The 26,245-nt window shown below is 65.1% G+C and carries 24 protein-coding genes; 23 read left to right on the top strand and 1 reads right to left on the bottom strand.

The window, feature by feature from the left end; translation table 11 throughout:
• Positions 1-4 precede the first annotated feature (4 nt).
• The 23 genes from ACEN9Q_RS16185 to ACEN9Q_RS16075 all read left to right on the top strand — a co-directional run bounded on the left by ACEN9Q_RS16185 (position 5) and on the right by ACEN9Q_RS16075 (position 22,228).
• Complete coding sequence (locus ACEN9Q_RS16185; RefSeq protein ID WP_056436644.1) at positions 5-598, top strand: NADH-quinone oxidoreductase subunit C; 594 nt, start codon at positions 5-7, stop codon at positions 596-598.
• On the top strand, positions 598-1,851 hold the full coding sequence (locus ACEN9Q_RS16180) for an NADH-quinone oxidoreductase subunit D (protein WP_495625291.1): 1,254 nt from the start codon (positions 598-600) through the stop codon (positions 1,849-1,851). Before ACEN9Q_RS16185 ends, ACEN9Q_RS16180 begins: the two co-directional genes overlap by 1 nt.
• Positions 1,852-1,869: 18 nt before the next feature.
• Complete coding sequence (gene nuoE, locus ACEN9Q_RS16175; RefSeq protein ID WP_056436638.1) at positions 1,870-2,346, top strand: NADH-quinone oxidoreductase subunit NuoE; 477 nt, start codon at positions 1,870-1,872, stop codon at positions 2,344-2,346.
• On the top strand, positions 2,343-3,638 hold the full coding sequence (gene nuoF / locus ACEN9Q_RS16170) for an NADH-quinone oxidoreductase subunit NuoF (protein WP_056436635.1): 1,296 nt from the start codon (positions 2,343-2,345) through the stop codon (positions 3,636-3,638). The genes nuoE and nuoF overlap by 4 nt, the downstream gene beginning before the upstream one ends.
• Before the next feature lie 21 nt (positions 3,639-3,659).
• Positions 3,660-5,990 carry an NADH-quinone oxidoreductase subunit NuoG gene (gene nuoG / locus ACEN9Q_RS16165; RefSeq protein WP_495625290.1) on the top strand — a complete coding sequence of 777 codons (2,331 nt, stop codon included), beginning with the start codon at positions 3,660-3,662 and terminating at the stop codon, positions 5,988-5,990.
• A gap of 35 nt (positions 5,991-6,025) precedes the next feature.
• Positions 6,026-7,096, top strand: coding sequence for an NADH-quinone oxidoreductase subunit NuoH (nuoH, locus tag ACEN9Q_RS16160; RefSeq protein WP_425259807.1), 1,071 nt, complete (start codon positions 6,026-6,028; stop codon positions 7,094-7,096).
• 13 nt (positions 7,097-7,109) lie between these two features.
• Positions 7,110-7,598, top strand: a complete 489-nt coding sequence (nuoI, locus tag ACEN9Q_RS16155) for an NADH-quinone oxidoreductase subunit NuoI (RefSeq protein ID WP_322399683.1) — start codon at positions 7,110-7,112, stop codon at positions 7,596-7,598.
• Positions 7,599-7,623: 25 nt separating this feature from the next.
• Complete coding sequence (locus ACEN9Q_RS16150) at positions 7,624-8,274, top strand: NADH-quinone oxidoreductase subunit J (protein WP_056436626.1); 651 nt, start codon at positions 7,624-7,626, stop codon at positions 8,272-8,274.
• Complete coding sequence (gene nuoK / locus ACEN9Q_RS16145; protein WP_029757428.1) at positions 8,271-8,579, top strand: NADH-quinone oxidoreductase subunit NuoK; 309 nt, start codon at positions 8,271-8,273, stop codon at positions 8,577-8,579. The genes ACEN9Q_RS16150 and nuoK overlap by 4 nt, the downstream gene beginning before the upstream one ends.
• Positions 8,580-8,624: 45 nt before the next feature.
• Positions 8,625-10,760, top strand: a complete 2,136-nt coding sequence (gene nuoL, locus ACEN9Q_RS16140) for an NADH-quinone oxidoreductase subunit L (RefSeq protein ID WP_495625289.1) — start codon at positions 8,625-8,627, stop codon at positions 10,758-10,760.
• A gap of 16 nt (positions 10,761-10,776) precedes the next feature.
• Positions 10,777-12,303 (top strand): NADH-quinone oxidoreductase subunit M, encoded by a 1,527-nt coding sequence (locus ACEN9Q_RS16135; protein ID WP_056436620.1) that lies wholly within the window; start codon positions 10,777-10,779, stop codon positions 12,301-12,303.
• A 24-nt stretch (positions 12,304-12,327) separates the two neighbouring features.
• A complete protein-coding gene (gene nuoN, locus ACEN9Q_RS16130; RefSeq protein WP_495625288.1) occupies positions 12,328-13,854 on the top strand; it encodes an NADH-quinone oxidoreductase subunit NuoN in 1,527 nt (508 codons plus the stop codon).
• Positions 13,855-13,861: 7 nt separating this feature from the next.
• Entirely contained in the window at positions 13,862-14,182 is a 321-nt protein-coding gene (locus ACEN9Q_RS16125; protein WP_495625287.1) for a DUF2818 family protein, read from the top strand.
• A 22-nt stretch (positions 14,183-14,204) separates the two neighbouring features.
• Positions 14,205-14,378, top strand: coding sequence for a hypothetical protein (locus tag ACEN9Q_RS16120; RefSeq protein ID WP_495625286.1), 174 nt, complete (start codon positions 14,205-14,207; stop codon positions 14,376-14,378).
• Positions 14,379-14,442: 64 nt separating this feature from the next.
• A complete protein-coding gene (locus ACEN9Q_RS16115) occupies positions 14,443-15,000 on the top strand; it encodes an NUDIX domain-containing protein (RefSeq protein ID WP_056436611.1) in 558 nt (185 codons plus the stop codon).
• Positions 15,001-15,326: 326 nt separating this feature from the next.
• Complete coding sequence (gene ispD, locus ACEN9Q_RS16110; RefSeq protein ID WP_495625285.1) at positions 15,327-16,031, top strand: 2-C-methyl-D-erythritol 4-phosphate cytidylyltransferase; 705 nt, start codon at positions 15,327-15,329, stop codon at positions 16,029-16,031.
• A 31-nt stretch (positions 16,032-16,062) separates the two neighbouring features.
• Positions 16,063-16,575 (top strand): 2-C-methyl-D-erythritol 2,4-cyclodiphosphate synthase, encoded by a 513-nt coding sequence (gene ispF / locus ACEN9Q_RS16105; RefSeq protein WP_056436605.1) that lies wholly within the window; start codon positions 16,063-16,065, stop codon positions 16,573-16,575.
• 118 nt (positions 16,576-16,693) lie between these two features.
• On the top strand, positions 16,694-17,917 hold the full coding sequence (locus tag ACEN9Q_RS16100) for an MFS transporter (protein ID WP_495625284.1): 1,224 nt from the start codon (positions 16,694-16,696) through the stop codon (positions 17,915-17,917).
• Positions 17,918-17,922: 5 nt separating this feature from the next.
• Positions 17,923-18,231, top strand: a complete 309-nt coding sequence (locus tag ACEN9Q_RS16095; protein WP_056436599.1) for a hypothetical protein — start codon at positions 17,923-17,925, stop codon at positions 18,229-18,231.
• Between the two features lie 79 nt (positions 18,232-18,310).
• On the top strand, positions 18,311-18,865 hold the full coding sequence (locus ACEN9Q_RS16090) for an NADPH-dependent FMN reductase (protein ID WP_056436595.1): 555 nt from the start codon (positions 18,311-18,313) through the stop codon (positions 18,863-18,865).
• Entirely contained in the window at positions 18,855-19,298 is a 444-nt protein-coding gene (locus tag ACEN9Q_RS16085) for a VOC family protein (RefSeq protein ID WP_495625283.1), read from the top strand. Before ACEN9Q_RS16090 ends, ACEN9Q_RS16085 begins: the two co-directional genes overlap by 11 nt.
• On the top strand, positions 19,295-20,188 hold the full coding sequence (locus tag ACEN9Q_RS16080; RefSeq protein WP_495625282.1) for an ion transporter: 894 nt from the start codon (positions 19,295-19,297) through the stop codon (positions 20,186-20,188). The genes ACEN9Q_RS16085 and ACEN9Q_RS16080 overlap by 4 nt, the downstream gene beginning before the upstream one ends.
• 90 nt (positions 20,189-20,278) lie before the next feature.
• Positions 20,279-22,228 (top strand): putative bifunctional diguanylate cyclase/phosphodiesterase, encoded by a 1,950-nt coding sequence (locus ACEN9Q_RS16075; RefSeq protein ID WP_495625281.1) that lies wholly within the window; start codon positions 20,279-20,281, stop codon positions 22,226-22,228.
• An 8-nt stretch (positions 22,229-22,236) separates the two neighbouring features.
• On the opposite strand, the gene ACEN9Q_RS16070 is transcribed toward ACEN9Q_RS16075, so the two are convergent.
• Entirely contained in the window at positions 22,237-26,241 is a 4,005-nt protein-coding gene (locus ACEN9Q_RS16070; RefSeq protein WP_495625280.1) for a two-component regulator propeller domain-containing protein, read from the bottom strand.
• Positions 26,242-26,245: the final 4 nt, after the last annotated feature.

Below are 26,245 nucleotides of genomic sequence, written 5' to 3'. Positions count from 1 at the left end.
AACCATGACGACAAAAATCGAAGCCCTCGAACTCGCCCTGAAGAATGCTCTGGGCGAGGGCGCTGCCATTACCGTGGCGCTGGGCGAAGTAACGGTAGTAGTGAAGGCCGCCGAGTATCTGGCCTCCATGCGGAAGCTGCGCGACGACCCCGCGCTGCGTTTCCAGGAACTCGTCGACCTGTGCGGCGTCGACTACTCGTCCTACGGCGAAGGCACGTGGGACGGTTTGCGTTTCGCCGTCGTGTCGCACCTGCTGTCGATCGAGCACAACTGGCGCGTGCGCGTCCGCGTGTTCTGTCCGGACGACGACATGCCGCTGGTCGAATCGGTCACCGGCATCTGGCGCAACGCCAACTGGTTCGAGCGCGAGGCGTTCGACCTGTACGGCATCCTGTTCGAGGGCCACGGCGACCTGCGCCGCATCCTCACCGACTACGGCTTCATCGGCCATCCGTTCCGCAAGGACTTCCCGATCTCGGGCTATGTCGAGATGCGCTACGACCCCGAGCAGAAACGCGTGATCTACCAACCCGTGACGATCGAGCCGCGCGAGAACATCCCGCGCGTGATCCGCGAAGAAACCTACGGGATGAAATAATGGCTGAGCTTAAAAACTACACCCTGAACTTTGGTCCGCAGCACCCGGCAGCGCACGGCGTGCTGCGTCTCGTGCTGGAACTGGACGGTGAAGTCATCCAGCGCGCCGACCCGCACATCGGCCTGCTGCACCGCGGCACCGAGAAACTGGCCGAGACCCGTACCTACCTGCAGTCCGTGCCGTACATGGACCGCCTCGACTACGTCTCGATGATGTGCAACGAGCACGGCTACGTGCTGGCCATCGAGAAGCTGCTGGGCATCGAGGTGCCGGTCCGCGCGCAGTACATCCGCACGATGTTCGACGAGATCACCCGCATCCTGAACCACCTGATGTGGCTCGGCGCGCACGCGCTGGACATCGGCGCCATGGGCCCGTTCCTGTACGCGTTCCGCGACCGCGAAGACCTGTTCGACGTGTACGAGGCCGTGTCGGGCGCGCGCATGCACGCGGCCTACTACCGTCCGGGCGGCGTGTACCGCGACCTGCCGGACGTGATGCCGCGCCACCGCGAATCGCCGCTGCGCAGCAAGAAGGCCATCGACGAACTGAACGAGACCCGCCAGGGTTCCGTGCTGGACTTCATCGAATCGTTCACGAAGCGCTTCGACGGCTATGTCGACGAATACGAGACGCTGCTGACCGACAACCGTATCTGGAAACAGCGTACCGTCGGCATCGGCGTCGTGACGCCGGAAGACGCGATGGGCATGGGCTTCTCGGGCCCGATGCTGCGCGGTTCGGGCGTCGCCTGGGACCTGCGCAAGCTGCAGCCGTACGCGGCCTACGACAAGGTGGAGTTCGACGTCCCGGTCGGCACCAACGGCGACTCGTACGACCGCTACCTCGTGCGCGTGGAAGAAATGCGCCAGGCCAACCGCATCATCAAGCAGTGCATCACCTGGCTGCGCGCGAACCCGGGCCCGGTCATGACGAGCAACCACAAGGTCGCCCCGCCGTCGCGCGTGGACATGAAGACCAACATGGAATCGCTGATCCACCACTTCAAGCTGTTCACCGAAGGCTTCCACGTCCCGCCGGGCGAGGCCTACGCGGCCGTCGAACACCCGAAGGGCGAGTTCGGCATTTATATCGTCTCGGACGGCGCCAACAAGCCGTACCGCCTGAAGATCCGCACCCCGGACTATGTCCACCTGCAGAGCCTGGATGAAATGGCGCGCGGCCACATGATCGCCGACGCCGTCACCATCATCGGCACGCAGGACATCGTGTTCGGCTCGATCGACCGATAAGAAGGGTAGAAAAAGATTATGTTATCTGAGCAGTGCTTGAAAAAAATCGACCGCGAGCTGGCCAAGTATCCGGCCGACCAGCGCCAGTCGGCCGTGATGGCCGCGCTGGCCCACGCGCAGGTCGAACTGGGCTGGCTGTCGCCGGAAACGATGCACGAAGTGGCCGACTACATCGGCATGCCCGCCATCGCCGTGCAGGAAGTGGCCACCTTCTACAACATGTACAACCTGAAGCCGGTCGGCAAGCACAAGATCACCGTGTGCACCAACCTGCCGTGCGCCCTGTCGGGCGGCGAGCGCGCCGGCAAGCGCATCAAGGATGCCCTCGGCATCGACTGGCGCGAAACCACCGCCGACGGCCAGTTCACGCTGCAGGAAGGCGAATGCATGGGCGCCTGCGGCGACGCGCCGGTCATGCTGGTGAATAACCACCGCATGTGCTCGTTCATGTCGGACGAGAAGATCGACGCCCTGCTGGAGGAACTGAACAAATGACCAGCCTGCACGACCGCCACATCAATCCGCTGATCCTGAAGGATCTGAACGGCGCCAACTGGCACCTGGAAGACTACGTCAAGCGCGGCGGCTATTCCGCGCTGCGCCGCATCCTGGAAGAGAAGATCACGCCCGAGCAGATCATCGCCGACCTCAAGACGTCCGGCCTGCGCGGCCGCGGCGGCGCGGGTTTCCCGACCGGCCTGAAGTGGAGCTTCATGCCGCGCCAGTTCCCGGGCCAGAAATACCTCGTCTGCAACACCGACGAAGGCGAGCCGGGTACGTTCAAGGACCGCGACATCATCCGCTACAACCCGCACTCGCTGATCGAAGGCATGGCCATCGGCGCGTACGCGATGGGCATCACCGTGGGCTACAACTATATCCACGGCGAGATCTTCGAGGACTACCTGCTGTTCGAAGAAGCGCTGGAAGAGGCGCGTGCCGCCGGCTTCCTGGGCGACAGGATCATGGGTTCGGAATTCTCGTTCCAGCTGCACGCCCACCACGGCTACGGCGCCTACATCTGCGGCGAAGAAACCGCGCTGCTGGAATCGCTGGAAGGCAAGAAGGGCCAGCCGCGCTTCAAGCCGCCGTTCCCGGCCTCGTTCGGCCTGTACGGCAAGCCGACCACGATCAACAACACGGAAACGTTCGCGGCCGTCCCGTTCATCCTGAACATCGGCGCCGAGAACTACCTGGGCCTGGGCAAGCCGAACAACGGCGGCACGAAGATCTTCTCGATCTCCGGCGACGTCGAGCGTCCGGGCAACTACGAAGTCCCGCTGGGCACGCCGTTCGCCAAGCTGATGGAACTCGCGGGCGGCATGCGCGGCGGCAAGAAGATCAAGGCCGTCATCCCGGGCGGTTCGTCGGCGCCGGTCGTGCGCGGCGACGTCATGATGCAGACCGACCTGGACTACGACTCGATCGCCAAGGCCGGTTCGATGCTGGGTTCGGGCGCCGTGATCGTCATGGACGAGACCCGCTGCATGGTCAAGTCGCTGCTGCGCCTGTCGTACTTCTATTACGAGGAATCGTGCGGCCAGTGCACGCCGTGCCGCGAAGGCACCGGCTGGATGTACCGCATGGTCCACCGCATCGAACATGGCCAGGGTCGTCCGGAAGACATGGATATGCTGAATTCGATCGCCGACAACATCCAGGGCCGCACCATCTGCGCGCTGGGTGATGCCGCCGCGATGCCGGTTCGCGCCATGATCAAGAACTTCCGCGAAGAATTTGAATATCACGTCGAGCACAAGCACTGTCTGGTGCCGACTTACCTCTAAACCAGGTCAGGTAACGATCAAATGGTTGAAATCGAATTAGACGGCAAGAAAGTCGAAGTCCCACCAGGTTCGATGGTGATGGACGCCGCAAACAAACTGGGAACGTACATCCCGCACTTCTGCTACCACAAGAAGCTGTCCATCGCGGCGAACTGCCGCATGTGCCTCGTGGAAGTGGAAAAAGCACCGAAGCCGCTGCCTGCCTGCGCCACGCCGGTCTCGCCGGGCATGATCGTGCGCACGCACAGCGACAAGGCCGTGCAGGCGCAGAAGTCCGTCATGGAATTCCTGCTGATTAACCACCCGCTGGATTGCCCGATCTGCGACCAGGGCGGCGAATGCCAACTGCAGGATCTGGCCGTCGGCTACGGCAAGAGCGGCTCGCGCTACGAAGAAGAAAAGCGCGTCGTGGCACCGAAGGAAGCCGGTCCGCTGATCTCGATGGAAGAGATGAGCCGCTGCATCCAGTGCACCCGCTGCGTGCGCTTCGGCCAGGAAGTCGCCGGCGTGATGGAATTCGGCATGGTCGGCCGCGGCGAGCACTCGGAAATCACGACGTTCGTCGGCAAGTCGGTCGACTCGGAAGTGTCGGGCAACATGATCGACCTGTGCCCGGTCGGCGCGCTGACCAGCAAGCCGTTCCGCTACTCGGCCCGTCCGTGGGAACTGCAGCGCCGCCGTTCGGTGTCGCCGCACGACTCGCTCGGTTCGAACCTGATCGTCCAGGTCAAGGGCGGCAAGGTCATGCGCGTGCTGCCGCTGGAAAACGAGAACATCAACGAGTGCTGGATTTCCGACAAGGACCGCTTCTCGTACGAAGCCCTCGATAACGCCTCGCGCCTGACCGTGCCGATGCTCAAGCAGGACGGCAAGTGGATCGAGACCGACTGGCAGACGGCGCTGGAATACGTCGCCCACGGCCTGCGCAACATCCGCCACGAGCACGGCGCCGACAGCATCGCCGCCGTCGCCACGCCGCACTCGACCGTCGAAGAACTGTTCCTGCTGCAGAAAGCCATGCGCGGCTTCGGCGTCGAGAACGTCGACTTCCGCCTGCGCCAGACCGACTTCGCGCTGGATGGTGCCGTCGTGCCGCACCTGGGCATGCCGGTCGCCGAACTGTCGAACCTGAAACGCGTGCTGGTCGTCGGCTCGTTCCTGCGCAAGGACCACCCGCTGGCCGCGACGCGCCTGCGCGCCGCCGTCAAGTCGGGCGCCAAGCTGTCCATCGTGCACGGTTCCTTTGATGACAACCTGATCCCGACCGCGAACCGCCTGATCGCCGCACCGAGCGACTGGCTGGCTGCCCTGTCGGAAATCGCCGTCGCCATCGCCGCCGCAAAAGGTATCGCAGCCCCGGCCGGCTTCGAGAACGTCACCGCCGGCGACGTCGCCAAGGGCATCGCCGCCACGCTGGCCGTCGAGCACGCCGCTGACCTGCCGGGCGCCGTCCTGCTGGGCAATGCCGCGATGTACCACCCGCAGGCATCGAAGCTGCACGCCGTCGCGCAGTGGATCGCGGAACAGACCGGCGCCAAGTTCGGCTACTTCGTCGACGCCGCCAACACGGTCGGCGGCTACCTGGTCAACGCCACGTCGAAGAATGCCGCCAACCTGTTCGCGCAGCCGAAGAAAGCGTACGTGCTGCTGAACGCCGAGCCGGAACTGGATGCCGCCAACCCGCAGCAAGCCGTGAAGGCACTGAACGGCGCCGAAATGGTCGTCGCGATGTCCGCGTTCAAGCACGGCATGGACTACGCCGACGTGCTGCTGCCGATCTCGCCGTTCAGCGAGACCGCCGGCACCTTCGTGAACTGCGAAGGCCGCGCACAGAGCTTCAACGGCACCGTCAAGCCGCTGGGCGAGACCCGTCCGGCCTGGAAAGTGCTGCGTGTGCTGGGCAACCTGCTGGGCCTGCAAGGTTTCGATTACGAGAATTCGGAAACGATCCGCGACGAAGCCCTCGGCAAAGGCAACACGGACCTGTCCGCGAAGCTGAACAACGTGGCGAAGCTCGCGCCGGCGGCGGCCTCGTTCGGCAACGGAGAGCAGGTGGAACGCCTGGCCGACGTGCCGATCCACTTCGCCGACGCCGTCGCGCGCCGTTCCGAACCGCTGCTGCGCACGGCCGACGGCCAGGCGCCGCTGGCGACCTTGTCGGCCAAGCTGGCCGACAAGCTGGGCGTCAATGCCGGCGACAAGGTCACGGTATCGCAAGGGCAGGGCAGTGTGGTCTTGACCGCCAATATCGACGCGCGCCTGCCGGCGAACGTCGTGCGGGTCGCGGCCGCCCACGAATCGACTTCGGTACTGGGCGACATGTTCGGTCCGATCAACGTAGCTAAAGCATAAAGCAGGGGAGCCCAAGCAAAATGTCGGTACCTGACATGATCAACAACCTGAACAGCGGCGGCGCGAGCCTGCTGGGCCCTGCGGCCTGGCCCCTCGTGTGGACGCTGCTGAAAATCGTCGTCGTCCTGCTGCCGCTGATGGGCCTCGTCGCCTATCTCGTGCTGTGGGAGCGCAAGCTGATCGGCTGGATCCACATCCGTATCGGCCCGAACCGCGTGGGCCCCGGCGGCCTGCTGCAGCCGATTTCCGATGCCCTGAAGCTGCTGCTCAAGGAAATCGTGATTCCGGCGAAAGCCACGCCGAGCCTGTTCGTGATCGGCCCGCTGATGACCATCATGCCGGCGCTGGCCGCGTGGTCCGTCATCCCGTTCGGCCCGCAAGCCGCGCTCGCCAACGTGAATGCCGGCCTGCTGCTGCTGCTGGCGATCACGTCGATGGAGGTGTACGGCATCATCATCGCCGGCTGGTCCGCCAACTCGAAGTACTCGTTCATGGGTGCCATGCGCGCATCGGCGCAGATGATCTCGTACGAAATCCCGATGGGCTTCGTGATGGTCGTCGTGCTGATGGTGTCGGGCTCGCTGAACTTCTCGGACATCGTCGGCGCACAGGCCCGCGGCTGGGCCGTCGACCACGGTATCAACCTGCTGTCGTGGAACTGGCTGCCGCTGCTGCCGCTGTTCGTCATCTACATCACGTCCGGCCTCGCGGAATGCAACCGCCACCCGTTCGACGTGGTGGAAGGCGAATCGGAAATCGTGGCCGGCCACATGGTGGAATATTCCGGCATGTCGTACGCGATGTTCATGCTGGCCGAGTACGCCAACATGATCCTCGTCGCCACGCTGGCATCGATCATGTTCCTGGGCGGCTGGGCCGCACCGTTCTCGTTCCTCGAATTCGGCGGCGGTTTCGGCGGCTTCTTCTGGCTGTTCGCCAAGATGTTCCTGATCGTCTCGCTGTTCATCTGGGTCCGCGGCACGTTCCCGCGCTACCGCTACGACCAGATCATGCGTCTCGGCTGGAAAGTGTTCATTCCGCTGACCCTGATCTGGCTGGTGCTGGTCGCCGGCTGGATGCAGACGCCGTGGAACATCTGGAAGTAAGGAAGCACACAAAATGACACGAGTTAAAGAGATCCTCGGCAGCCTGATGCTGTCCGAGCTCATCAAGGGCCTGGCCCTGACCGGCAAGTATGCGTTCAAGCGCAAGATCACGGTCCAGTACCCGGAAGAAAAGACCCCCATCTCGCCGCGCTTCCGCGGCCTGCATGCGCTGCGCCGCTACCCGAACGGGGAAGAGCGCTGCATCGCGTGCAAGCTGTGCGAAGCCGTGTGCCCGGCGATGGCCATCACGATCGAGTCGGCGCAGCGCGAGGACGGCACCCGCCGCACCACGCGCTACGACATCGACCTGACCAAGTGCATCTTCTGCGGCTTCTGCGAAGAATCGTGCCCGGTCGATTCGATCGTCGAGACGCAAGTGCTGGAGTACCACGGCGAAAAACGCGGCGACCTGTACTACACCAAGGAAATGCTGCTGGCCGTGGGCGATCGCTACGAGAACGACATCGCCGCCGCGCGCGAAGCCGATGCCAAGTACCGCTAACAATAAAAGGGCTCCTGCGTAAGTCATGGATTTCACAACTGTTCTGTTCTACGTGTTCGCGGCCGTGATGGTGCTGGCCGGGTTGCGCGTCATTACCGCCAAGAACCCGGTGCACGCCGCGCTGTTCCTGGTGCTCGCGTTCTTCAACGCTGCCGGTATCTGGATGCTGCTCAAGGCCGAGTTCCTGGCCATCGTGCTGGTACTGGTCTACGTCGGCGCCGTCATGGTGCTGTTCCTGTTCGTCGTGATGATGCTCGACATTAACATCGACCGCATGCGCGAAGGCTTCTGGGGCTACCTGCCGGTGGCGTCGGGCGTCGGCGCGCTGATCGTGCTGGAGATGGCCGCCGTCCTGTGGCGCGGCTTCCTGGGCCAGGGCGATGCGCCGGCGGAAAGCGCCGTGGGCCACATCGGCGGCACGCGCGAACTGGGCCGCCTGATCTATACCCAGTACATCTACGGTTTCGAGATCGCCGGCCTGATCCTGCTGGTCGCCATCATCGCCGCCGTGGCGCTGACCCTGCGCAAGCGCAAGGACACCAAAGCCATCGACCCGGGCCTCGCCGTCCGCGTCAAGCGTAACGACCGTCTGAAGATCGTCAAGATGCAGACGGTGAACCAGAAGGCGATCGACGACGCTGCCGTTGCCGCCGCCGCGAACAAGGAGACGCAATGACTTTATCGCTCGCTCATTACCTGATCCTGGGCGCGATCCTGTTCGCGATCTCCGTGATCGGCATTTTCCTGAACCGGAAGAACATCATCATCCTGCTGATGGCCATCGAACTGATGCTGCTGGCGGTGAACCTGAACTTTGTGGCGTTCTCGCATTATCTGGGCGACGCGGCAGGGCAGATCTTCGTGTTCTTCATCCTGACTGTCGCGGCCGCCGAATCGGCGATCGGCCTGGCGATCCTGGTGGTCCTGTTCCGTAACCTGGACACGATCAACGTGGAAGACCTCGACAGCCTGAAGGGCTAAGCGGTTTGTCTGTCAACCTCCTGATAAATAAACAAAAGGTTCAATATGGCGGGGCAAATTAACCCTAACCTCTTGCTGGCGGTGCCACTCGCGCCGCTCGCGGGCTCGGCGATCGCCGGCCTGCTCGGCACCAAGTTCTTCGGCAACGTGGTCGGCCGGGTCGTGTCGCATTCCGCGACCATCCTGGGCGTCTTCATCGCCATGGTCATCTCGATCATGACGCTGAACCAGGTCATCGACGGCGCCACGTACAACGGCGACATCTACACCTGGATGACCATCGGCACCATGAAAATGTCGGTCGGCTTCAAGATCGACGCGCTGTCCGCGATGATGATGTGCGTCGTGACCTTCGTCTCGCTGATGGTCCACATCTACACGATCGGCTACATGGCCGAAGACGAAGGCTACAACCGCTTCTTCTCGTACATCTCGCTGTTCACGTTCTCGATGCTGATGCTGGTCATGGCCAACAACTTCCTGCAGCTGTTCTTCGGCTGGGAAGCGGTGGGCCTGGTCTCGTACCTGCTGATCGGCTTCTGGTACACGCGTCCGACCGCGATCTTCGCGAACATGAAGGCGTTCCTCGTGAACCGCGTCGGCGACTTCGGCTTCATCCTCGGCATCGGCCTGCTGCTGGCCGCCACCGGCACGATGAACTACGACGAGACGTTCGCCAAGGCCGGCGCGCTGTCGGCCATGTTCGTGCCCGGCACGACCTGGCCGCTGCTGACCGCCGCCTGCATCTGCCTGTTCATCGGCGCGATGGGCAAATCGGCGCAGTTCCCGCTGCACGTGTGGCTGCCTGACTCGATGGAAGGCCCGACCCCGATCTCGGCACTGATCCACGCCGCGACGATGGTTACCGCCGGCATCTTCATGGTGACCCGCATGTCGCCGCTGTTCGAGCTGTCGGACACCGCGCTGTCGTTCATCGTCGTCATCGGTTCGATCACCGCGCTGTTCATGGGCTTCCTGGGCATCATCCAGAACGACATCAAGCGCGTCGTCGCGTACTCCACGCTGTCGCAGCTGGGCTATATGACGGTCGCGCTGGGCGTGTCGGCGTACAACGTCGCCGTGTTCCACCTGATGACCCACGCGTTCTTCAAGGCGCTGCTGTTCCTCGGCGCCGGCTCCGTCATCATCGGCATGCACCACGACCAGGACATGCGCAACATGGGCGGCCTGCGCAAGTACATGCCGATCACCTGGATCACGTCGCTGGTGGGTTCGCTGGCACTGATCGGCACCCCGTTCTTCGCCGGCTTCTACTCGAAGGATTCGATCATCGAAGCCGTCCACGCCTCGCACCTGTGGGGCACGGGCTTCGCGTATTTCGCCGTCGTTGCCGGCGTGTTCGTGACCGCGTTCTACTCGTTCCGCATGTACTTCCTCGTGTTCCACGGCGAGGAGCGTTTCGGCAAAGCGCATGCGCACGACGACCACGCCCATGGCGACGCGTCGCACCGCCACGACGCACATGACCAGGCTGTCGCGGCCCACGGCCACGACGCCCACGCCGAGCACGATTCGGACGCGCACCACGAAGAAGAGCACGACGACCATGGCCACCACGGCCTGGCCCCGGGCCAGAAGCCGCACGAGTCGCCGCTGGTCGTCACGCTGCCGCTGATCCTGCTGGCGATCCCGTCCGTCATCATCGGTTTCTTCGCGATCAAGCCGATGCTGTACGGCGGCTTCTTCAACAACGTCATCACCATCAATGCCGAGCGCCATCCGGCGATGGAAGAGCTGGCGCACGAGTTCAGCGGCCCGGTCGCGATGGGCGTGCACGCGTTCACGTCGCTGCCGTTCTGGATCGCGCTGGCCGGCGTCGTCGCTGCGTTCTACTGCTACATGATCAATCCGCGCGTGCCGGCGGCCTTCTACAAGGCGCTGCGTCCGATCCACACGCTGCTGGACAACAAGTACTACATGGACAAGTTCAACGAGATCGTCTTCGCCGGCGGCGCACGCCTGCTGGGCAAGGGCCTGTGGCAAGTGGGCGACCGCGCGCTGATCGACGGCCTCGTCGTCAACGGCTCCGCGAAGCTGGTGGGCTGGTTCTCGACCATCGTCCGTACGTTCCAGACTGGTTACATCTACCACTATGCGTTCGTGATGATCCTGGGCGTGCTGGGTACGCTGCTGTACTTCTTCCCGTTCTGGCACGCTTAAAAGAGAGAAAAACAAGATGCAGTCTACGATTTCTACCTTTCCTCCTTACCTGAGCCTGTCGGTCTGGTTGCCGATCCTGTGCGGCATCATCGTGCTGGCAGTCGGTCGCGACAGCAAAGCGGGCTTCACCCGCCTGCTGGCGCTGGCGGGCGCGGTGGTCAGCTTCCTGCCGACCATCCCGCTGATGACGCAGTTCAGCAACACGGCCCACGGACCGCAGTTCGTGGAGAAGGCCGCCTGGATCGAACGTTTCAACATCCAGTACTACCTGGGCATCGACGGCCTCTCGCTGTGGTTCGTGCCGCTGACCGCATTCATCACGATCATCGTCGTGATCTCGGCCTGGGAAGTGATCCAGGAACGCGTGGCCCAGTACATGGGTTCGTTCCTGCTGATGTCGGGCCTGATGATCGGCGTGTTCGTCGCGCTGGACGGCCTGCTGTTCTACTTCTTCTTCGAAGCCACCCTGATCCCGATGTTCATCATCATCGGCGTGTTCGGCGGCCCGAATCGCGTGTACGCGTCGTTCAAGTTCTTCCTGTACACGTTCATGGGCTCGCTGCTGACGCTGATCGCGATCATCTACCTGTACAACAAATCGAACGGCAGCTTCGACATCCTGGCCTGGCACAACCTGCCGCTGACGATGAAGGAACAGGTCCTGATCTTCGTGGCCTTCCTGATGGCGTTCGCCGTCAAGGTCCCGATGTGGCCGGTGCACACATGGCTGCCGGACGCCCACGTGGAAGCGCCGACCGGCGGCTCCGTCGTGCTGGCCGCGATCATGCTGAAGCTGGGCGGTTACGGCTTCCTGCGGTTCTCGCTGCCGATCGCGCCTGACGCGTCGCACTACCTGGCACCGCTGATCATCGTGCTTTCCTTGATTGCCGTGATCTACATCGGCCTGGTCGCGATGGTGCAGGTCGACATGAAGAAACTGGTCGCGTACTCGTCGATCGCCCACATGGGCTTCGTCACGCTCGGCTTCTTCATCTTCAACGAGATCGGCGTGCAGGGCGGTATCGTGCAGATGATCTCGCACGGCTTCGTGTCGGGCGCCATGTTCCTGTGCATCGGCGTGCTGTACGACCGCATGCACTCGCGCCAGATCGCCGACTACGGCGGGGTCGTCAACGTGATGCCGAAGTTCGCCGCGTTCTCGGTACTGTTCGCGATGGCCAACTGCGGCCTGCCGGCCACGTCGGGCTTCGTGGGCGAGTTCATGGTCATCCTGGGCGCCGTCAAGTTCAACTTCTGGACGGGCCTGCTGGCCGCCACCGCCCTGATCCTGGGCGCGGCGTACTCGTTGTGGATGGTCAAGCGCGTCGTGTTCGGCAAGATCGGCAACAAGCACGTGGCCGAGCTGGTCGACCTGAACGGCCGCGAGTTCTTCATGCTGGGCGTGCTCGCGATCCTGACGATCTACATGGGGCTGTATCCGGCACCGTTCACCGATTCGATGCAAGTGTCGGTGGCGGACCTGTTGCAGCACGTCTCGGTCAGCAAGCTGCCGACGGCAGTGGCTGCGGTCGCCGCGCACTGAGTCGATAGAGGCTACAACAACGATATGAATCCGATGATTAACACCCAAGCCGTGCTGGCCGCCAACAACCTGGGGCCGGTCTCTGCAGAAATCTTCCTGGTCATCGCGTCCTGCGCCATCCTTCTGATCGACATGTTCCAGAAGGACGGCAAGCGTACGCTGACCTACATCCTGTCGCTGCTCACCCTGGTGGGCTGCGCGGTGATCACCTATGCCGACTTCAAGGCCGGCACGACGACCTACACGTTCTACAACATGTTCGTGTCGGACCCGATGGCGAACCTGCTCAAGCTGTTCACCTACCTGGCCGTGGGCGTCACGCTCGTGTACTCGCGCCAGTACACGGCCGAGCGCGGCATGATGTCCGGCAATCTGGGCGGCGAGTTCTACGTGCTCGCGCTGTTCACGATGCTGGGCCAGATGGTCATGATCTCCGGTAACAACATGCTGCCGATCTACCTGGGCCTGGAACTGATGTCGCTGTCGCTGTACGCGCTGGTGGCCCTGCGCCGCGACCACGCGATCTCGACCGAAGCCGCGATGAAATACTTCATCCTGGGTTCGCTCGCGTCGGGCTTCATGCTGTACGGTATTTCGATGATCTACGGCGCCACCGGTTCGCTGGACATCACGACGATCGCCAAGCTGGTGTCGAGCAACGCCGCCAACCACACGATCCTCGTGTTCGGCCTCGTGTTCGTCGTGGCCGGCATGGCCTTCAAACTGGGCGCCGTGCCGTTCCACATGTGGGTCCCGGACGTGTACCAGGGTTCGCCGACCGCCGTCACCCTGCTGCTGGGCGCCGCGCCGAAGCTGGCCTCGTTCGCGATGATGATCCGCATCCTCGTCGAAGGCCTGCTGCCGCTGGCGATCGACTGGCAGCAGATGCTGCTGGCGCTGGCCGTGCTGTCGCTCGTGATCGGTAACCTGACCGCGATCGCGCAAGCCAACCTGAAGCGCATGCTCGCGTACTCGACCATCGCGCAGCTGGGCTTCGTCCTGCTGGGCATGATGGCCGGCGTGGTCGGCAGCCGCGACGCCGCGAATGCCGCGAACATCGCCACCGCCTACAGCGCCTCGATGTACTACACGATCACCTACGTCCTGACCACGCTGGGCAGCTTCGGCGTCATCATGATGCTGGCGCGCTCGGGCCACGAAGCGGAACAACTGGCCGACTTCAAGGGCCTGGCCAAGCGCAGCCCGTGGTACGCGCTCGTCATGACCGCGCTGATGTTCTCGCTGGCCGGCGTGCCGCCGATGATGGGCTTCATGGCCAAGTGGGCCGTGCTGGACGCCGTCGTCGGTTCGGGCCAGCTGTGGCTCGCGGTCGTCGCCGTCGCCGCGTCGCTGGTGGGTGCGTTCTACTACCTGCGCGTCGTGAAAGTCATGTGGTTCGACGAGGTGGCCGATGCGTCGCCGATCTCGACCCCGCTGGACATGCGCGTCGTGCTGTCGCTGAACGGCATCCTGGTCGTGATCCTGGGCATCCTGCCGGGCCCGCTGCTGGCGGCTTGCCTGTCGGCCATGACCCTGACCCTGAAATCCTAAGGCCGCGGTGGACGTCTCCCTGGCCAGCTGGTTGGTGATCGCGGTCGCACTCGCGTTCGCCAACCTGCCGTTCCTCAACGAGAGCGTGCTCGGCTTCATTCCCGTGAAGCCGGCACAGAACAAGGCGCACGCGAAATACTTCGTCGTGCGCCTGCTCGAGTTGATTGTTTTATACTTTATCGTCGGCGCGCTGGCCCACGCCCTCGAATCCCGCATCGGTACCGCGTTCCCCCAGACCTGGGAGTTCTACGCGATCACCGCCTGCATGTTCCTCGTGCTGGCCTTTCCGGGTTTCGTCCTGCGCTACCTCCGCAAGCGCCGCGGCTGACGCCGCGCGCGACTGGTACTCGGTGCACAAGATCACGCCTTCCGGCGTCGACAGCGTGATCGCCGGCGCGCCGCGCGCGTACGGCGTGCGCCTGGGTGCCCCGGGCAGCCTCGGCGCCATCGATGCGCTGACGGTGGGCATGGACGACAACATCTACGTGATCAGCGAGAACGCGGTGCTGCGCATCGTGCCGTAGCGCGCGGGCACCGGTCCGGGTCGTTTGCCTTATACTGCGGGCTCACGACCCAACCGGACCGCCCATGGACGATCATCTCAAAGAAACCAGAGTCGACGGCGAACTCGCCTACGACGGTCACTTCCTCAAAGTCTCGCGCGACCGCGTCAAGCTCCCTGACGGCAAGATCACGCAGCGCGAGTTCATCCGCCACCCCGGCGCCGTCGTGATCCTGGCCTTGTTCGACGACGGCCGCGTGCTGCTCGAACGCCAGTTCCGCTATCCGAACGAGCAGGTGTTCATCGAATTCCCGGCCGGGAAGATCGATCCGGGCGAAGCCTCGCTCGCCTGCGCCAAGCGCGAACTGGAAGAAGAGACGGGCTACACGGCCACCGACTGGCACTTCGTCTGCACCATCCACAACGCCATCGCGTATTCCGACGAGCACCTCGACCTGTTCCTCGCGCGCGGCCTCAATGCAGGTGAGGCGAAGCTGGACGACGGCGAATTCCTCGAGACCTTCACCGCGACCATTCCCGAGATGCTCGACATGGTCAGGAAAGGCGACATCACGGACGTGAAGACCGTGATCGGCACGTTCTGGCTGGAGAAGTTCGCCGCCGGCACCTGGACGCCGGCGTAACGCTCGCCGCGTGCGTGTGCGACGAGATACTTGCGCACGAAATGCGCCATCTCAAGTCCTGCCCGGACGATCTGCCGAAAGTGGAAGGGCGGGCGCTTCGCCGGCAAACCGTTGTATGCGCGCGCCGCCGAGTCGCGGATACTGCTGCAGCGCGACGTCGACCGCGGCCGGATGCCGTACATTAGGGTAAGGCCGAGAAGGCAAGGCCGAGACAGGCCGCGATCGACTGTCCGCGGGAATACGCGCGTCCCAGCAAAGTTTGCCAAGGTGAGGTACAGTCTATTATTGGATCGACAAGACGTTTCCGATCGTAGCGTAAAATTTACATGACTCAAGCACCACGTTATTTCGCCCTGATTCCCGCCGCCGGCGTCGGCGCCAGGATGGGGGCCACGAGCCCCAAGCAGTACCTGAAAATCGGCGGCAAACCGATGCTCAGGCATACGCTCGACGCGTTCCTGTCCAGCGAGCTCGTCGCGCACACCTTCGTCGTCGTGAGTCCGGACGATCCCTATATCGACGCCGTCGCGCCCCATCACGGCGTGACGGTCCTGCGCTGCGGCGGCGCCAGCCGCATGGAATCCGTGCGCAACGGCCTCGCGGTGCTCGCGAACACGCTGTCCGGCCCGGACCTGGTGCTCGTGCACGACGCGGCCCGTCCCGGCCTCACGGCCGAACTGATCGAAAAGCTGATCAAGGACACGGGCGACCACCCGGCCGGCGGCCTGCTGGCGCTGCCGGTCGTCGACACGGTCAAGCGCGGCATCGACGGTGAAGCGTGCGGGACCGTACCCCGCAGCGGGCTGTGGCTGGCCCAGACCCCGCAGATGTTCCGCTACGAACTGCTGCGCGAGGCGCTGTCCGCGGCCACCGACCCCGATTCGATTACCGATGACGCCAGTGCGGTTGAAGCCCTCGGATTGAGCCCAAGATTGGTGGAAGGGCATCCCCGCAATCTCAAAGTGACGCTGCCGGACGACATCCGGATCGCCGAGATGTACCTGGCAGTGTCCCAACCCGAATTCGTCTGACGTATAACGTATAAAGCGTGTAAAGAACATCATGGCTCTCGCATCGTACAACCCGACCCCGCCGTTCCGCATCGGTACCGGCTATGACTGCCACGCCCTCGTCGAGGGCCGCAAACTGATCGTGGGCGGCGTCACCATCCCGCACCGCCTGGGCCTGCTCGGCCACTCGGACGCCGACGTGCTGCTGCACGCCATCGTCGACGCCATGCTGGGTGCCGCCGGCCTCGGCGACATCGGCAAGCACTTCCCGGACACCGACCCGATGTTCGCCGGCGCCGATTCGCGCGTGCTGCTGCGCGAAGCGGCCAACCGCGTGCTGGGCACCGGCTACACCATCGGCAACATCGACGCGACCATCATCGCCCAGCAGCCGAAGATGGCGCCGCACATCCCGCAGATGGTGTCGCGCATCGCCGAGGACGTCGGCGTGTCGCCGCAGCAGGTGAACATCAAGGCCAAGACGAACGAAAAGCTCGGCTTCCTCGGCCGCGAGGAGGGCATGGCGGCGCAGGCGACCGTGCTGCTGATCCGCGCGGCGGGCTGATATCACGGTCGGGTGGCGGACGTTCGCGGTCCGCATGCAGTCGCGTGGGCGCGGGGCGCCCACCCTACGATCGTTTCCGTTGTAACATCGTTGGTTCTGACCAACCAACGGGGACGACATGACAACGACCACGCCGCGCGCCGCCTGGGGCCTGATCCTCACCGCCAGCGCGATCCTGATGATCACGATGGCCGCGCGCCTGACGACGGGCCTGTTCCTGTCGCCGCTGAACACGGCGACGGGCCTCGGCGTCGCGTCGATCAGCTTCGCGATGGCCATCGGCCAGTTCATGTGGGGCGCGTCGCAACCCATCTTCGGCGCCGTCGCCGACAAATACGGCGCGGCGCGCGTCATCGTGCTGGGCGCCGTGCTGCTGGCCGGCGGCCTCGCGGCCACGCCGTTCGTGTCGACCGAATGGGGCCTGCTGGTCACGCTCGGCATCCTGTCGGCCAGCGGTGCCGGCGCCGGCAGCTTTTCGATCCTGATCGGCGCCACGGCGCAGCGCCTGCCGCCCGAGCGGCGCGCGTTCGCGTCCGGCTTCATCAACGCGGGCGGCTCGTTCGGCCAGTTCGTGTTCGCGCCGCTCGTGCAGGTGCTGATCGCGACGGCCGGCTGGATCACGGCGATGCTGGCGCTGGCCGCGACCACCTTGTTCACCATCCCGCTCGCGTGGCCGCTGCGCGGCAGGCCGCCGGCGCACACCGGCGCCGGCCACGGCGCGCCGTCGTCCGAGCCGACGCTGGGACGCCAGGTGCGCGCGGCGCTGCGCGACCGCAGCTACCTGTGCCTGCACGCCGGCTTCTTCACCTGCGGCTTCCACATCGCCTTCCTCGTCACGCACCTGCCGGGCGAAGTCGCGCTGTGCGGCCTGCCGGCGGGCGTCTCCGCGACGGCGCTGGGCCTCATTGGCCTCTTCAACATCGCCGGCTCGCTGACGGCCGGCGCGCTCGCGCAGCGCTGGCGCATGAAATGGCTGCTCGCGCTGATGTACGGCAGCCGCGCCGTGATCATCGCCGCCTACCTGCTGGCGCCGAAATCGGCGTGGACCTTTTATGTGTTCGCGGCGGCCCTCGGCTTCACGTGGCTCGCGACGGTGCCGCCGACGGCGGGCCTCGTCGGCAAGCTGTTCGGCACCCGCTACCTGGCGACCCTGTTCGGCCTCACGCTGCTGTCGCACCAGATCGGCGGCTTCTTCGGCGCCTGGCTGGGCGGCCTCGCGTTCGTGCGCTTCGGCGACTACACGTGGATGTGGTACGCGGACATCGCGCTGGCGCTGGCCGCGAGCCTGGTCAACCTGCCGATCCGTGAAGCGAAGCCGCACGCCGCGGCCGCGGCCGCGTAGCGCCGATGGCGCGCGATCCGTGGGCCTACCGCGACGTGGCCGTCGAATCCGTGCCGGACGCGCGCACGGGCCGGCTGCGCATCAAGCCGATGGCGGGGCAGGCGTACGCCACGTCCATGCGCGTGCAGTGCGCGCGCGCGCTGTCCGACCCGGAGCGCTATCCGGCCGGCACCCGCTTCCTCATCCGCGCCAGATTGACGGACCGCGCGGGCGGGCCGCCGTTCCTGTATGCGTGGCACGGGGACCCCGTGCGGGTGCTGACGCCGCGCGCGGCGCGCACCTTCCTCGACGAATACCGGCGCCGGCGCATCTGAACGGCGCGTCCGCACGGTCCGGGCGGAAAGTCGTTACACTTTGGACTCCGTACGACCCATCAAGAACGAAAGGACCGTCATGGCAACTCGCAAGATCGCAGTACTCGTCGGCAGCCTGCGCAAGGACTCGTTCACCCGCAAGCTGGCCAGGAGCCTGATGCTGGTGGCGCCGCCCACGCTCGAACTGGAGATCGTCGACATCTCCCAGCTGCCGCTGTACAACCAGGATGACGAGACCGAGACCCCGCCCGCCACGTGGACCGAATTCCGCAACCGCATCCGCGAAGCCGACGGCGTCCTGTTCTGCACCCCGGAATACAACCGTTCGCTGCCGGGCGTCCTGAAGAACGCCATCGACGTCGGTTCGCGCCCGTATGGCCAGGCCGCGTGGACGGCCAAGCCGTGCGCCGTCGTCAGCAACTCGCCGGGCGCCCTGGGCGGCTTCGGCGCCAACCACGCCGTGCGCCAGTGCCTCGTCTTCCTCAACATGCCGTGCATGCAGTCGCCCGAAGCGTATATCGGCGGCGTCGGTGCCAAGTTCGACGGCGACAACCTGACCGACGAGGGTTTGAAAACCTTCCTGCAGCAGTTCATGGAATGCTTTGCGACGTGGGTGGAGCGCCATGCCGACTGACTTCGTCCGCACGCCCATCGCGATCCGCGAGATCGATCACATCGTGCTGCGCGTCGTCGACCTCGCGCGCATGCTGAAATTCTATGGCGACGTGCTCGGCTGCCGCGAAGTGCGGCGCCAGGACGAGATCGGCCTCGTGCAGCTGCGCGCCGGCAGCTCGATGGTCGACCTGATCCCCGTCGACGGCAAGCTGGGTGCGGCGGGCGGCGCCGCGCCGGGGCCGGAAGGGCGCAACGTCGACCATTTCTGTTTCCGCGTCGAGCCGTTCGACGAAGCCACGATCCGTACCCACCTGGCCGCGCACGGCATCGAGGCCGGGCCGGCGGCATCGCGTTTCGGCGCCGAGGGCGAAGGACCGTCGATCTACCTGCAGGACCCGGAAGGCAATACGATCGAGCTGAAAGGGCCGCCCACCTCGCCGCACGGATCATGACGCACGAGGGCGACGACGGCGACGGCGCGCGGGCATACGTGCCGCAGTCGCCCGCCGAGTACGGGAAGCCGCCGGCCGGGCTGCGGCGGCGAATGTACGACGTCATCTTCGAGGCCGACACGCCGGCCGGCCGCCGCTTCGACATCGCCCTCGTGCTCGCGATCCTGCTCAGCATCCTCGTCGTCGTGCTGGACAGCGTGCCGTGGCTGCACCGCGACCACGCCGCGCTGCTGAACGGCCTCGAATGGGGCTTCACGGCGCTGTTCACGGCCGAATACGCGGCGCGGCTCGCGTGTGTGCAGCGACCGTGGCGCTACGCCACCGGGTTCTACGGCGTGATCGACCTGCTGGCCGTGCTGCCTTCGTATTTCTCGCTCCTGATGCCGGGCACGGAACTGCTGCTCGACATCCGCATCCTGCGCCTGCTGCGCGTCTTCCGCATCTTCAAGCTCACGCTCTACATCGAGGAATACACGCGCCTCGGCGAAGCGCTGTCCGCCAGCCGGCGCAAGATCCTCGTGTTCCTGTCCGTCGTGCTGATGGCGATCCTGATCCTCGGCACGATCATGTACGTCGTCGAGGGACCGAAGAACGGCTACACGAGCATCCCGGTCGCGATGTACTGGGCGACCGTGACGATGACGACGGTGGGCTATGGCGACATCACGCCGCACACGAACCTGGGGAAGGCCATCGCGTCGTTCATGATGCTGCTCGGCTGGGGCATCCTCGCCGTGCCGACCGGGATCGTGACCGCCGAACTCTCGGCGCACCGCAACGATCGCCGCCGCGGCGCGGCGCGGCCCGCGCGCGCCTGCGCCGCCTGCGGCAGCAAGGGCCACGAGGCCGATGCCAGGTTCTGCAAGGATTGCGGGGCGGCACTGTCCTGAAGTCTTCGTTGTCTCGATGTCAGAATTTGTTAGAATCTAGTTGCAAGCGTGTGTCCCTGCGAGTGTTGTTGTCAGTGGACGGATTCGATTATGGCGATCTCTGTCGTGCCACCGGATGTGGACACCCCAACCGTCCTGATCGTCGACGATACGCCCGCCAATGTCGGCATCCTGGTGGAGTATCTCGAAGGTCGCCGGGTTCGGGTGGCGGTCGCGCAGGAAGGCGAGGAGGGATTGGCGCGTGCCGAATTCGTCCAGCCCGACCTGATCCTGCTCGATGTGATGATGCCCGGCATGGACGGTTTCGAGACCTGCCGCCGCCTGAAGGCCGCCACCGGCACACGCGACATTCCAGTCATTTTCATGACCTCGCTGTCCGAGACCCACGACAAGCTCTCGGGCTTTTCGGCCGGCGGCGTCGACTACATCACGAAACCGTTCCAGCTCGACGAAGTGTGGGCGCGCGTCACGACGCACCTTGCCCTGCGCAGTGCGCAAAAGCGCCTGGCCCAGCAAAATACGCAGCTGCAGCAAGAAATTGCCATGCGCCGGCGCGCGGAAGCGGACTTGCAGGCCGCGAACGATGCGCTCGAAGCGCGGGTGGCCGAACGCACCGCCGAGCTGGTCCGCACCAATGCCAGCCTGGAGCAGAAGATCGCCGAGTACAACCAGGCGGAGCGGCGGATCGACTACATGGCGCACCACGACGCCCTGACCGGGCTGCCCAACCGCCTGCTGCTGGAAGACCGGATCAACCAGGCGATCGCGCAGGCGCGCCGCCACCAGCATGAAATGGTCGCGCAGCTGCACATCGACCTGGACCACTTCAAGACCATCAACGATTCCCTCGGCAACCAGATCGGCGATCGCATGCTGCAAGCGGTCGCCACCCGGCTCCAGCAATGTACGCGTGAAGGCGACAGCCTCGGCTGCCTGGGCGGCAATGCGTTCGGGGTCTGCCTGTCCGCCCTGCCGACCAGTAACGACGCCGCGCTGGTGGCCAGCAAGATCCTGGATTCCCTCAGCCGGCCGTTTGCCGTCGACGGCCACGAGCTGCACGTCAGTGCCAGCATCGGCGTCAGCCTCTTTCCGTCCGATGGCGGCGACGCCTCCGCGCTGCTGCACGCGGCCCATGCGGCCATGTACAAGGCCAAGCAAAAGGGGCGCGGGAACTACCAGTTCTTCACGGCGGCCCTGCACGAAGCGGCCAGGCGGCGCATGGCGGCGACCAACCAGTTGCGCCAGGCGCTCGCCCACGACGAGTTCTCCGTGTACTACCAGCCCCAGGTGGACATGGAAAGCGGGCGGATCTTTTCGGCCGAAGCGCTGCTGCGCTGGACGCCGCCGGGCAAGGCGCCGCGCTCCTGCGTGGAGTTCATCGCCATTGCGGAAGAGACCGGCATCATCGTGCCGATCGGCGAATGGGTGTTGCGCCAGGCTTGCGCGCAGCTCAGGCGCTGGCGCGACGGGGGGCATCCCGAAATGCGGATCGCGGTCAACCTCTCGGCCCGGCAATTTGCCCAGGCCAATCTGACGAACTTCGTGGCGCAGGTGCTCGAGGAAACGGGCATCCCGGCCGACGCGCTCGAGCTCGAAATCACCGAAAGCGTGACGATGCAGCCCAGCGACGACAATATCGCGGTCCTGCACCAGCTGAGCAATATGGGCGTGCAGTTGTCCATCGACGACTTCGGCACCGGCTATTCGAGCCTCGCCTATCTGCAGAACTTTCCCATTCACGCGCTCAAGATCGACCGCTCGTTCGTCATCGGCATCAACGAGGAAACGCACGATGCCGCGATCGTCGCCGCCATCATCGCGATGGCGCACAGCCTGCACCTGAACCTCATTGCGGAAGGGGTCGACAGTGCCGAGCACGTCTCCTTCCTGACGGCGCACGGCTGCCTGGCCGCGCAGGGGTTTTATTACAGCCAGGCGGTGCCGGCCGAAGCCTTGACCGCACTGTTGGACCAAAGTAGTTTGACGCCGACGGCGGACGGCAAGGGAAACGCGACGATGCGCCGGAGCCTGTCGAAATAAGCGGCGCGTCATTGCTGCGGATTCCCGGTCCGCAGCGCGCCGTGCGCCGCGCGACACCGCTCGACAAGGGCGAGAATGGCTTTCGACTGGTAGCTTTCCGCCAGCGCGCGCAACTGCTGGGCAAAGGGGGCATAGCGTGCGTCCAGGTCGTTCAGGTAGTCGGCCCGTGCGCACAGGCTTTGCATATTGCCCGCCCGCGCGAGCTGGTACAGCGTCTCGATCTCGTCCGGCGGGGGCACGATGACGTCGGCCGCCTGTCCGGGCTCCCGGGCTTCCGGCGCCCGTTCCGGGGCGGTGATCCACGCCAGGGACAACAGGTCGCCCATGGTCTTCAGCAGCAGATCGTTGTCGATCGGCTTGGGCAGGAAGGCGTCGGCGCCCGCCGCGTAGCATTGCGCTTCGTCCTCGCGGGTGGCGCTGGCGCTGGACACGATGACGGGTATCCCGGCACGCTGCGGGCGCTGCCGGATCCTGCGCGTCGCTTCCCGCCCATCCATCACCGGCATCATCACGTCCATCACGATGAGGTCGGGGTCGACGGCGTCGAGCAGATCGAGGCATTCCTGGCCGTTCCCGGCCTCGAGCACCTCGAACCCCAGCGGCCGCAGCGCATCGATCAGGAGGACGCGGTTCTGCGCCAGGTCGTCCACCACGAGTACCCGCTTGCGCGGGCCTTGATACCCGACGATCTGCGGGGCGGGCAGGACGGCGCGCGCCGCCGGGACGGCCGGCAGGTCCAGCTCGAACCGGAACAGGCTGCCCTTGCCCGGCTGGCTCGCGACCTCGATATTCCCGCCCATCATGCGAATCAGTTGCTGGCTGATGGCGAGGCCCAGCCCGGACCCGCCTTCGCGCCGCCGCATGTCGCCGGCCTGTTCGAAGCGCTCGAAGATGCCCGCCATCTGTTCGCCGGTCATGCCGATGCCGCTGTCGGCCACTTCGAAGCGCAGGCGCACCATGCCGGCGGGGGCGGCAACCTTCAGCACACGCAGGCTGACCTCGCCGTGGTCGGTGAACTTGACGGCATTGCCCAGCAGGTTCAGCAAGACCTGGCGCAAGCGTTTCTCGTCGACCGTCACGGCGGCCGGCACGTCCGGCGCCACGCACCTGAACGACAGGTGCTTCTCCTTGGCCTTCACGCGGATCATCTGCGTCACCAGATCGAGCAACGCGGCGAGGTCGCAGTCGGTCGGATACAGGCTCAGTTTGCCGGCCTCGATCCGCGCCAGGTCCAGGATGTCGTTGATGAGGTTGAGCAGGTGCTGGCCGCTCTGCTGGATGGTCGCCAGGCCGGCGGCCTGGCGCCCGCTCAGCTGCTGGGAGTCGCGCCGCAGGATCTGTGCATAGCCGAGGATCGCGTTCAGCGGCGTGCGCAGTTCGTGGCTCATATTGGCCAGGAAGGTGCTCTTGACCTGATTGGCGATTTCCGCCTTTTCCTTGGCGATCTGCAGGTCGTGCGTGCGCTCGTCGACGATGCGTTGCAGCTTGCGCGCCTGCGCCTGCAACTGGCGCACGCGCATCCGGTAGAGCGCGTAGGTCAGCGTCAGCGCCAGGACCGCCATCAGCACGCGGAACGTCCACGTCTGCCACCACGGCGGGGTGATGGTGATGGCGAGCGCCGCGCCGGTGTCGTTCCAGACCCCATCGTTATTGGACGCCTTGACGCGGAAGACGTAATTGCCGGGAGACAGGTTGGTGTAGGCCGCCTCGCGATGCGCGCTGTCGACATAGGTCCAGCCCCGGTCGAAGCCTTCGAGCTGGTAGGCGTACCGGTTCTTGGCGGGCCAGCGGTAATTGAGGGCGGCAAACCGGAATCCGATGCTCGACTGGCGGTAATCGAGCGTGACGGCCTTGGCGAGGTGGACGCTGGTGGCGAGCGGGGAGTCGGGGCCGGCAACGACCTTGTGCTTGAACAGCGATAACTCGGTGATGTACACCGGCGGCGCATCCGGATTGTCCCTGAAGGAATCGGGATGGAAGCTGGTCAGGCCGTCGGTGGTGCCGAAATACATGGTGCCGTCCGCGGCGCGGTAGGCCGAATGGTTCCAGAACTGATTGCTGGGCAGGCCGTCGCGCGCATCGTAGACCCGGATCTTGCCGGAAGACGGCGCGATGCGCACCAGGCCCTTGTCCGTGCCGGCCCAGATATTGCCCTGGTCGTCCGGTTCGAGCGACATCACATAATTGCTCGGCATCCCTTGCTGCACCGTGTAGGCGGTGAACCTGCCGCTGTGCGCAGCGTAGCGGTTGACTCCGACGTCGGTCGCGACGAGGATCGTGCCGTCGGGCAGCTCGGCCAGGTCATTGGCGATCTGGGTGCTGAGACCGTCCCGTTCCGTAAAATTGGTGAACTTGCCGCTGGCGGGATCGAAGCGGCTCAGGCCCGCATCGGCCGCCACCCAGATCGACCCGTCCCGGGCCGCCAGCACCGCATTCGTCAGGTTGCTGGCCAGGCTGGCCGGCGCGGCCGGGTCGTGGGTATAGATGGTCAGCACCTTGCGCTTCGGGTCGAAGCGCTGCAGCCCGACGCCATAGACCGACATCCAGAGGATGCCGTTGCGGTCGATCGCCAGGTCGCTGATGGTGCTGTCCGACGTGGCCCCCTGCGGTGCGTACCGGCTCAGCGCGACCCGCTCGAAACTGTCGGTGCGCTCGTCATAGCGGTCGAGGCCGGCCCGGGTCGTCAGCCAGACCGTGCCGTCGGCGTCGACGGCGATGGCGGTGATCGCCACTTCCGACAGGCTGCGCGGGTTGCCGGGCTCCGGCAGGTAATGGCGCGACGTACGGGTGGCCGGGTCGTAGCGCACGGCGCCCGCGTCCTCGCTGACGGTCCACAGGCGCCCGTGGCGGTCGGTCGCCATGCCCGACACCAGCATGCGCCCGGACGTCGAGGACAATCCCGTCTGCTGGAACATGGAGTGGAAGCGCCCGGATTCCTCGTCGAAGCGGACCAGGCCGTTGAAGGTGGCGATCCACAGCGCGTGATCGCGCGACTCCGTCATGTATTCCGTCATGTTCGACGCCACGCTCAACGGGTCGCCCGGATCGTAGCGGTAGTGGATGAATTTGCCGGTGCGCGGGTCCATGCGGTGGATGCCGCCGCCCCAGTGCGACGTCCAGAGCTGGCCGCGGCTGTCGCGCATCACCTTCAGCACCGCATTGTTGGCCAGGCTGCCCGGGTCGTTGGGATCGTGCCGGAACAACGTGAAGGTGCCCGCCCGCGGATCGAAATGGTCGAGACCGCCATCGGTAGCGATCCACAGCGTGCCGTCGGCATCGAGGAACAGTCCCTCGACCGAATCGTTGGCCAGCGAGTTGGGGTTGCTGTCGTCGTGGCGGTAATGGCTGAACTTGCCGGTGGCCGGATTCAGCCGGTCGAGTCCGCCGCCATAGGTGCCGACCCACAGCATGCCGTCCTTGTCCTGCACGACCTGGGTCGGGATCGGATTCGCCAGGCTGTCGGGCCGCAGCGGGTCGTGCCGGTAGACCGTCGCCACGCCCGTCTTCGGATCGAGGCGGGACAGCCCGCCCTGGCTCGACACCCACATCATGCCGTCCCGGTCCTCGAACGCGAACCAGACGTTGTTGCCGGCGATGGTATCCGGCTTGCGGTCGTCGTGCCGGAAGAACGTGAATCGCTCGGTGGCGAGGTCGAGTTTCAGCAGCCCGTTCCCCCACGAGCAGAACCACAGGTTGCCGTCCCGCGAATGGGCGATGGTCTGGTAGAACTGGGCGACGCGCCGCTTGGCGTCGGGCGGCACCGGGCGGTAGACGGTGAAGTCCGAGCCGTCGAATTTCGCGATGCCGTTGCGGGTGGTCACCCAGATGAAGCCGTACTTGTCCTGCGCGACGTCGAAGGCCACGTTGTTTGCCAGGCCGTCGCTGACGCCGAAGCGCTGGAACGCTTCGGTATAGCGCGTCGTGCCCCCGGCACCCCACGCCGGCAGGGCCGTCAGCATCGCCACGATGACCCATCCGTATCCGGTCGGGTGCTTGTCGCGGTCTGCATGCATAGGG

The organism is Massilia sp. Masssp93 (genome assembly GCF_059491295.1).
This window is presented reverse-complemented; position numbering and strand designations above follow the sequence as displayed.